At 40.2% G+C, this 8,944-nt stretch carries 8 protein-coding genes, 2 tRNA genes and 1 pseudogene; all 11 read right to left on the bottom strand.

What is annotated here, in order from left to right:
• Window positions 1-245: 245 nt before the first annotated feature.
• A tRNA-Ser gene (locus ACO6HM_RS12110) sits at window positions 246-334 on the bottom strand.
• Between the two features lie 26 nt (window positions 335-360).
• A tRNA-Ser gene (locus tag ACO6HM_RS12115) sits at window positions 361-446 on the bottom strand.
• Between the two features lie 121 nt (window positions 447-567).
• The gene (tsaD, locus tag ACO6HM_RS12120) at window positions 568-1,578 is read right to left on the bottom strand and encodes a tRNA (adenosine(37)-N6)-threonylcarbamoyltransferase complex transferase subunit TsaD (protein WP_485391290.1); all 1,011 of its coding nucleotides are present in this window, start codon (window positions 1,576-1,578) and stop codon (window positions 568-570) included.
• Between the two features lie 200 nt (window positions 1,579-1,778).
• Window positions 1,779-2,360: a DUF6715 family protein gene (locus tag ACO6HM_RS12125; protein ID WP_485391283.1), complete on the bottom strand. Its 582-nt coding sequence runs from the start codon at window positions 2,358-2,360 to the stop codon at window positions 1,779-1,781.
• Between the two features lie 9 nt (window positions 2,361-2,369).
• Entirely contained in the window at window positions 2,370-3,284 is a 915-nt protein-coding gene (locus ACO6HM_RS12130) for a ribonuclease Z (RefSeq protein ID WP_485391284.1), read from the bottom strand.
• Between the two features lie 92 nt (window positions 3,285-3,376).
• The gene (rimI, locus tag ACO6HM_RS12135; protein ID WP_485391285.1) at window positions 3,377-3,820 is read right to left on the bottom strand and encodes a ribosomal protein S18-alanine N-acetyltransferase; all 444 of its coding nucleotides are present in this window, start codon (window positions 3,818-3,820) and stop codon (window positions 3,377-3,379) included.
• Between the two features lie 2 nt (window positions 3,821-3,822).
• Window positions 3,823-4,542, bottom strand: a complete 720-nt coding sequence (tsaB, locus tag ACO6HM_RS12140; RefSeq protein ID WP_485391286.1) for a tRNA (adenosine(37)-N6)-threonylcarbamoyltransferase complex dimerization subunit type 1 TsaB — start codon at window positions 4,540-4,542, stop codon at window positions 3,823-3,825.
• A complete protein-coding gene (gene tsaE / locus ACO6HM_RS12145) occupies window positions 4,539-4,964 on the bottom strand; it encodes a tRNA (adenosine(37)-N6)-threonylcarbamoyltransferase complex ATPase subunit type 1 TsaE (RefSeq protein ID WP_485391287.1) in 426 nt (141 codons plus the stop codon). The genes tsaB and tsaE overlap by 4 nt, the downstream gene beginning before the upstream one ends.
• A gap of 3 nt (window positions 4,965-4,967) precedes the next feature.
• Entirely contained in the window at window positions 4,968-7,118 is a 2,151-nt protein-coding gene (locus ACO6HM_RS12150) for a Tex family protein (RefSeq protein ID WP_485391288.1), read from the bottom strand.
• Window positions 7,119-7,138: 20 nt separating this feature from the next.
• Window positions 7,139-8,458: an aspartate kinase gene (locus ACO6HM_RS12155; protein WP_485391289.1), complete on the bottom strand. Its 1,320-nt coding sequence runs from the start codon at window positions 8,456-8,458 to the stop codon at window positions 7,139-7,141.
• Between the two features lie 194 nt (window positions 8,459-8,652).
• Window positions 8,653-8,944 (bottom strand): annotated as a pseudogene (locus tag ACO6HM_RS12160) (hypothetical protein); the annotation flags it as partial.

Raw genomic sequence — 8,944 nt, forward strand, 5'->3', positions numbered from 1 at the left:
GACATTTATCATCTCTTGCTTATTCCGTTATCGACCGGCTAAAGTCGATAATTTTTACTGTTTTTTTAAAGGTGTACAAGTATTACTACTTATACGCGTTCGTTTGAATTTTCAAGATTGTCTCACTATTTAGTTATCAAGGTTCCGTCTTAGCTTCATTACTTTCGCAATTCAGCTCAGACATTCTATCATACGATTTTGCTTATGTCAACAACTTTTTCAAGTTTTGGTTTCAGCAAAATCAACGGAGAAACAGGGATTTGAACCCTGGCGCCGCTATTAACGACCTACTCCCTTTCCAGGGGAGCCCCTTCAGCCTCTTGGGTATTTCTCCAAGGCTTACACATAAACCATATAGAGCGGAGAAGGTGGGATTCGAACCCACGGTCCCTTTCAGGATCACCGGTTTTCAAGACCGGCTCTTTAAACCACTCAGACACCTCTCCAGTGACTGTCTGTAACTGTGACAGCTAGAACAGTTTATCATATAAGCAAAATCTTGTCAAGCAGATTTTTAAACTTTTTTATGTTTTTTCGTTACAAAATTTGTAGACCATTCTAATCCCCCTATCTCTGACCAAGTTTTAGGCTTGGAACTGCATTTAATGTCAGGTCTGAAATTAATCCCTTTTTGTAGTCATAGTAAGCAGCCGCGCCTATCATCGCAGCATTGTCAGTACATAATATAGGCGAAGGATGATAGAACATAAAGCCCCTTCTTTTACAGGCCTCCTTCATAGCTGCTCTTAATACAGTATTGGAAGCAACTCCTCCCGCCATAGCTATCTTCTTAAAACCAAGCTGTTTCGCACCTTCTATTGTATGACTTACAAGTACATCTACTACAGCCTCCTGGAAGGATGCAGCTATATCAGCTTTGTTTATTTCCTCGCCCTTCATTTCACAGGAGTTAATATAGTTTAGCACAGAGGACTTTAGCCCGCTGAAACTAAAGTCAAATGGGTTGTCTGCCACCTTAGCTCTAGGAAAAGCTATGGCATCCTTATTGCCTTCTTCAGATATTTTTTGAATCTTAGGACCTCCCGGATAACCAAGCCCTATCGCCCTTGCGACCTTATCAAAGGCCTCTCCCGCAGCATCATCCCTCGTTTTACCAAGAACTTCATATTCGCCGTAGTCCTTAACTATAACCAGATTGGTGTGACCTCCCGATACAACAAGACATAAAAAAGGCGGTTCAAGATCCTCATTGTCGATGTAGTTGGCAGAAATATGCCCTTCAATATGATGTACTCCTATTAGAGGTTTGTTATGAGCAAAAGCTATTGCCTTAGCCGCTGAAACTCCAACCAAAAGCGCGCCTACCAAACCGGGACCATAAGTAACCGCAACAGCATCAATTTCATCCATTGTAAGCGAAGCTTCTTTAAGCGCCTCATCCACTACCTGAATTACCTTTTCTATATGCTTTCTTGATGCAATTTCGGGCACAACACCACCGTAAAGCTTATGTATCTCAATCTGAGACGAAATAATATTTGAAAGCACCTTCCTTCCATCCTGCACTACAGCCGCAGCTGTCTCATCACAGGATGATTCAATCGCCAATATATTCATATTTTCACATCTTCCCTTTTCTGCCAAAACGATGTGGGTGCCAAATTGATTCGACACCCACCTCTAAGATTTAAAATTTTAATGTTACAAGTAATAAAAGTATCAAAACCTGCTGCAGCCTACTTACAGAAGAATTATTATCTAATATCATCCGTATATTTTGATTAACCTCGGTTATTATCAAATATGATAGTTGTCAGCTAAAAAGTCTTATAAGTCAATTCCCAAAAGAGAATCTTCCATCTTCCTTTATCATCTTCTCTTAAATAGTATTTCTCATTGGTGGTCTTAAGCCCTTTGGTATCTTTAACAATATAGGACACTAAAAGATTGCAGAACTTATAGCCTCCTCGCTCTTCTCTTTCAGCCTCAGCGAGATCTTGAATAGCAATATTGGCTATCGTGGTCTTCTTACTCTTATAGTCTTCAATATCTTTTTTGAGCTTTTCTACATACTGATCATAAGGATTCTTTTCAAGAAGCTGCTCATCAAAGAGCTTCTGATTCTGCTCTGCAAGCTTTTTAATCTGCTCGTCAGTTAGCTCTTCATTATAGCAGCATTTCAAAATTCTGTTATATATTTTGAGTACCTCTCTGGCACTTCCCGGATAATTATCATCTAGGTTAAGCTCTATAAGCTTCTCTACTTCAGTTTTACTCTTTTTTATCTCCAGATTCTTAAGTCCAATGCTTCTTACTAAAAAGAATCCACCGATAATAAACACGGCAAGGAAAGCCATAACCAGACCAACCACAATCGGATTTTGCGTTTTTTTGTACATAAATCCCCCTTACTCCTCATCAACAAACATCAAATCTATACTTTTACCATCTTTTCCAAGTCTTACATTATCAAAGATTTCTCTTACCTCTTTGATATACTGCTCAGGATGTGCCATGGCGGGACTGTAGTGAGTAAGCCACATTTTTTTAGGCTTGGCAATTTGGGCAAGCTCACAGGCCTCCTGCATGGTCATGTGTTTCTTTTCTTTTGCCTTATTAGCAGACTCCAAATCCCCATACATGCCCTCACATATAAATAAATCGGCATCTGCGGCCATTTCTGAAATAATAGGTATAGGTCTTGTATCGGTACAGTAGGTAACCTTAAGTCCCTTCCTTTCTTCTCCCATAACCATATCAGGTGTATAGGTTTTTCCTTCATATTCAACCGTTTCACCTTTTTGAAGCCTGTTCCAACATTTTAGAGGAACCTCATTTTCTTTTGCCTTTTCAGGTAAAAATCTGCCCGCTCTATCCACTATTATATTATATCCATAGCAAATCACATTATGCTTTAGCTTAAAGGCTTCAATCTTCATTCCAAAAAACTCGAAATTACCGCCATCTCCCTCAATCTCAACAAAGTTAACATCAAAGGGAAGTTCAGGGGCAATTATACATAAAGACCTTATAACCCTCTCTATTCCTTTTGGGCCTAAAATTGTAATAGGCTCTGTTCTTCCTGAATTGCCAATGGATAGTAATAGTCCCGGAATCCCGGCAACATGGTCACCATGAAAATGAGTTATGCAGATAAGACCTATGGGATTTACACTCCACCCCTTCTTCTTAACTGCAACCTGAGTTCCCTCACCACAGTCTATGAGCACGCTATTTCCATTGTATCTGGCAAGCAGCGAGGTGAGGAACCTGTTAGGTAAAGGCATCATACCGCCCGTACCTAATAAACATATATCCAGCATTAAATCTCCTTAATCTCCGGTCATTATAACATACAAAAATCCATATAAAGCAAAATATCGCCTCACTTCGACTTTTGTATAACTACATCATATCAGATTGTAAGCGACATAAGCAAGGCATCTTCCTTAGGTTTGTCATAAAAGTTCGGACGGATTCCGTCTTCCTTAAACCCAAGCTTCTTGTACAGGCTGATTGCAGCCTCATTCCCTAATCTTACATCTAATAAAAATTTTGTTCTATTATCTGATTTTCCATATTCAATAAGTCTATTAAGCAGAGCCTTGCCAACTCCTCTTTTTCTGGCATCTGCTCTTACTGCAACATTGCAGATTTCAGCCTCATCAAGCACTCCCCAGTAGCCGCAATAACCTATTACCTCTCCATTTTCGATAGCACAGAAATAGTGTTTATCTTCACCTTCTACACATTCCCTAAATGACTTTTCGGACCAAGGCAGGGAAAATATTGATTTTTCAATCTCAGCTACCTCTTTACAATACTCCGGCTTTAACTCTTCTATATCAAATACATCCATAGTTATTTTTTAATTCCTGTTTCTTTTTCATTTCTTTCACGCTCAGCCTGAGAAAGCCTAAGATACACAGGTTCATGGCTTTCTGCCGTTTCCATAACACCTCTATTATAATACATTTTACCTAAAACTGCCACACTTCCTGCCTTTTGTTTTGAAATATTGGCAGGGGCGAAGAAATGAGGGTTTACAAGACCTTCTTCAATATTATGCTTATATACAGGCACCCCGTCTCCAAGGAAAACTATTTTTTCTCCTGCAAATTCATTGTTAAGCTCAGCTAAAAGTTCCTCCACAGCCATGGCTCTCTGCTCCTTTAGCTCAGTAAATTCACCCTTCTTAAATGTATAAAGCCCATTATAGACCTGTTCTCTCTTTGCATCCATAATAGGACAGATTATTCCGTCAAAAAACTGCACATTGTAGGCAAGGGCGGCAAGAGTAGGCACTGGAATAATAGGCTTATTTAGACTATAGGCAAGCCCCTTTACAGTGGCAGAGCCTATTCTAAGCCCTGTAAATGAACCGGGTCCCGCAGCTATGGCAAATGCGTCCATATCCTTAAGGTCTAGCTCAGACATTCTAACTATCTCACTAAGCATGGGCATAAGAGTAGTAGAATGTGTCTTTTTATGCTCTACGGTATATTCAGCCACAAGAGTCTCGTCATCAACTATTGCAACTGATGCCACCAAGCCTGAAGTATCCATTCCTAAAACTTTCATTCTTCTACCACTACCCTTCTATATTCAAAGCCTTTTGCCAAATCTTTTTCTATTCTTATGTGTACTGCTGATTTGGGAATGAGTTCTTCTATCCTTGAAGCCCATTCGATGAGGCAGACTCCGTCTCCATAGAAATAGTCCTCATAGCCTATTTCATCCATTTCAGATATATCGCCTATGCGGTATACATCAAAATGATATAGAGGAAGCCTCCCCTGTGTATATTCCTGAACTATGGTAAAGGTGGGGCTGTCAATATTATCCTCTATCAAAAGTCCCACAGCAAAACCCTTGGTAAATACGGTCTTACCAACTCCAAGGTCGCCTTCCAGGCAGATAATCTCACCTTTATCTGCCTTTTCTCCAAGCTTCTTACCTATATCAAATGTCTCTTCCTCTGAATTACTCTCGTAAATGGTCATTTTTTAACCCTTTGCCTGTTTAATGCTTAGAGATATCCTCTTCTTAGGAATATCTACTCCAATAACTTTAACATCAACTATATCACCAACACTCACCACTTCAAGCGGGTGCTTTACAAACTTCTTATCTGATAATTCAGATATGTGAACCAAGCCATCCTGATGTACTCCGATGTCTACAAAAGCACCGAAATCAATGACATTGCGGACGGTTCCCTTCATAATCATACCCTCTTTTAGATCCTTCATGTCTAATACATCAGTCCTAAGGATAGGGGCAGGAAGGTCTGCTCTAGGGTCTCTTCCCGGCTTTTCAAGCTCACTTATAATATCCTTAAGAGTAAGCTCACCTACATCTACCTTGGCTGTTAAGTCAGGATGCTTCTTAATCTCGACGGTTATGCCCTTAATTCCGCCTCTAAGTGCAGAAAGATCATAGCCAAGCGCAGAAAGGATCTCTTCTGCTGCCTTATAGGACTCAGGATGTACACTGCTTGAGTCAAGAGGGTTGTCTCCATCCATTATTCTCATAAAGCCTGCACATTGTAAGAATGCCTTTGGTCCAAGCTTAGAAACCTTCAATAGTTCTTTTCTATTCTTGAATTTACCGTTTTCTTCTCTGTAGTTTACAATGTTTTTTGCTATAGTTCCATTGATTCCTGAAACATAGGAAAGAAGCGGAGCTGAAGCAGTATTTAAATCGACTCCCACTCTGTTTACACAGTCTTCTACCACTGCGCCAAGGGCTTCTTCAAGCTTCTTTTTATTCATATCGTGCTGATACTGACCTACTCCTATGGCTTTAGGTTCTATCTTAACCAGCTCAGCAAGAGGGTCCTGTAGCCTTCTTGCTATGGAAGCAGCACTTCTCTGCCCCACATCGAACTCCGGGAACTCCTCCGTAGCCAGCTTACTTGCTGAATAAACAGAAGCTCCTGCTTCATTTACTATAACATAGGATACAGGGAGATGTAGCTCTTTAATCATATCTGAAATTATCATTTCAGACTCTCTGGAGGCAGTACCATTGCCTACAGATATCAACGATATTCCGTATTTTTTTACTAAATCAGCCACTATCTTCTTGGTCTCAGCCACCTTATTCTGTGGCTCTGTAGGGTAGACAACTGTAGTATAAAGCACCTTACCGGTCTCATCGACTACAGCAAGCTTACATCCGGTTCTAAACGCAGGATCCCAGCCAAGCACTCTCTTTCCTGTGATTGGAGGCTGCATAAGAAGCTGGGTAAGGTTCTTTCCAAACACCTTGATAGCTCCGTCTTCAGCATTTTCCGTAAGCTCCGACCTTATATCATTTTCAATTGATGGAGCTATTAGCCTTGTATAAGAATCGGTTACTGTCTCCTTTAAGACTTCAATAGTATATTTATTATCTCTAATTATTACTTTTCTACATAAGTAGTCCAATATCTCATCTACAGGAGCCTCGATTTTTACCGTCAATACCTTTTCAGCTTCTCCGCGGTTAATCGCAAGTATTCTATATCCGGTAATCTTCTTTACAGGCTCACTAAAGCTGTAATAGGTCTCATAAACTGACTGAGTTTCCTTATCTTTTGCCTCTGAAATTACATTACCTTTGTCAAAGGTTATATTTCTGATGTACTTTCTATACTCTGCATTGTCGGAGATTTCTTCCGCTATAATGTCCATAGCGCCCTTGATAGCGGACTGTACATCAGTGATACCCTTTTCCTCATTGATATAGGTAAGTGCCTCTTCTTCAAGCGGTTTGTCTGTCTGCTGTAAGGAAATGATGATGGCAAGCCCTGAAAGACCTGCTTCTTTTGCTATAGTTGCCCTAGTTCTTCTCTTTTGCTTGTACGGTCTGTACAAATCTTCTACAGTAACCAAGGCTTCTGCTGCCTCTATAGCCTGTCTTAGCTCATCAGTAAGCTTACCCTGTTCTTCTATTAGACCTATAACCTGAGCTTTCCTCTCTTCAAGGTTGTTCAGGTATCTAAGCCTCTCATCAAGATTACGGAGTACCTCATCATTAAGTGCTCCATGCTGCTCCTTTCTGTATCGTGCAATAAAAGGAATGGTATTTCCCTCTTCTATAAGCTTGATAACTGCATTTACCTGTTCCGTCTTAATACCAAGTTCTTCCGCAATCTTTTTTGCTATGTCCATTGTCTTAACCCCTCAATATATCATAGTTGAACTTCTACAAAGATATCATATATTGCCTTAATTGCAAGCTCAAAGTCATCATTGTCTACTCCGATTATGATGTTAAGCTCACTTGAGCCCTGATCTATCATCCTTACATTGATGCGGGCATGGGCAAGGGCAGCAAATATTCTTCCCGCTGTACCCCTTACAGACTTCATACCTCTACCTACTACCGCAATGAGGGCTATACCTGATTCAATTTCTATAGAGTCCGGCTCTGCAAGCTTATGAATAGCCGATATTACAAGCTGTTCCTTAGGGGCAAAGGCTTTCTCTTCCACAAAAAGTGTCATTGTGTCTATACCTGAAGGCATATGCTCAAAAGAAATGTCATTTTCTTCAAATGCCTGAAGCACCTTTCTGCCAAAGCCTATCTCCACATTCATCATATCTTTATCTATATTGATAGCGGAAAATCCTTTTCTTCCTGCAATACCTGTGATGACATACTTTGACTTCTGTCCTGTGCTTTCAACTATCCAGCTTCCCGGCTCCTCAGGGGCATTGGTATTCTTGATATTGACAGGGATGCCTGCCTTTCTTACAGGAAAGATAGAGTCCTCGTGAAGGACGGAGGCTCCCATATAAGAAAGCTCACGAAGCTCTTTATAGGTGATGATATCTATGGGTTCAGGATTGTAAATGATTCTAGGGTCTGCCACAAGGAAGCCTGAAACATCAGTCCAGTTCTCGTATATATCGGCCTTGATGGCTCTTGCAACTATGGCTCCTGTGATGTCTGAACCGCCTCTTGAAAATGTCTTAATACTTCCATCAGGCAAGGAGCCATAAAATCCCGGAATAACAGCATATTCTATCTTCTTAAGCTTCTTTGCAAGTATCTCGTTTGTCTTTTCAGAGTCAAAGTTGCCTTCTTTGTCAAAGAAGAGGACAGTAGCCGCATCCACGAAGGTAAAGTCGAGGTATTTTGCCATAATGATACCGTTTAGGTACTCTCCTCTGGAAGCCGCATAATCCTTTCCTGCCTTTTCCTTAAGGTTTTTCTCAATAAGGGTGAACTCATCCTCAAGAGAAAGCTCTATGCCAAGTCCTTCTATGATTTCGTTGTATCTTGACTTAATATCTTCAAATTCTTCAGAAAAGTCCTCCCCACGAGAAGCCTTCTCCTGACATTTATATAGTAAATCCGTCACCTTTATATCAGCATTGAACCTCTTTCCGGGTGCTGAAGGTATGGCATAATGCCTCTCCTTCTCAGACTTGATTATCTCTCCAACCTTCTTAAACTGTTCCGCATTTGCAAGCGAACTTCCGCCAAATTTTACTACCTTTAACAATTATTTTCCCTCCAAATCCATCTAAGCAAGACCTGTGTATTGCAACTTTCACATATTGATTAATAGAATTATCTGTGTCAAAAAAACTGACACCTTATGATATAAGAGCATTGGTTTTACCTGCTCCTAAAAACATTTGCAAATACCACCTACTAAGCGTAACGCTTAATCGTAATATTTGCAAGATATTTTTACTAAAAATTAATTATTATTTTATTTTTTACACTTAAATCTCTGGTTAGCTCTTCGAATTCAGCCTCAGTTAAAGGCGAGGTGATGAAGGCAAATTCTCCCACTACCTTATCAGATTTTACTTCTTCAATTCCTGATATCTTCTGCTTTGCAGCCTCTTTCTCACTCTCAGGAACCCTTACAAAGAACTTCTGCTTATACTCTCTGATGTCACCAAGAGTAAGCTTTTCTTCATCCCAGTTTATATCAAGGTGTCTGTCCTTATTTCTAACTGCTTCCACCACATCTGCAACT

The sequence above is a fragment of the Catonella sp. genome (assembly GCF_057250765.1).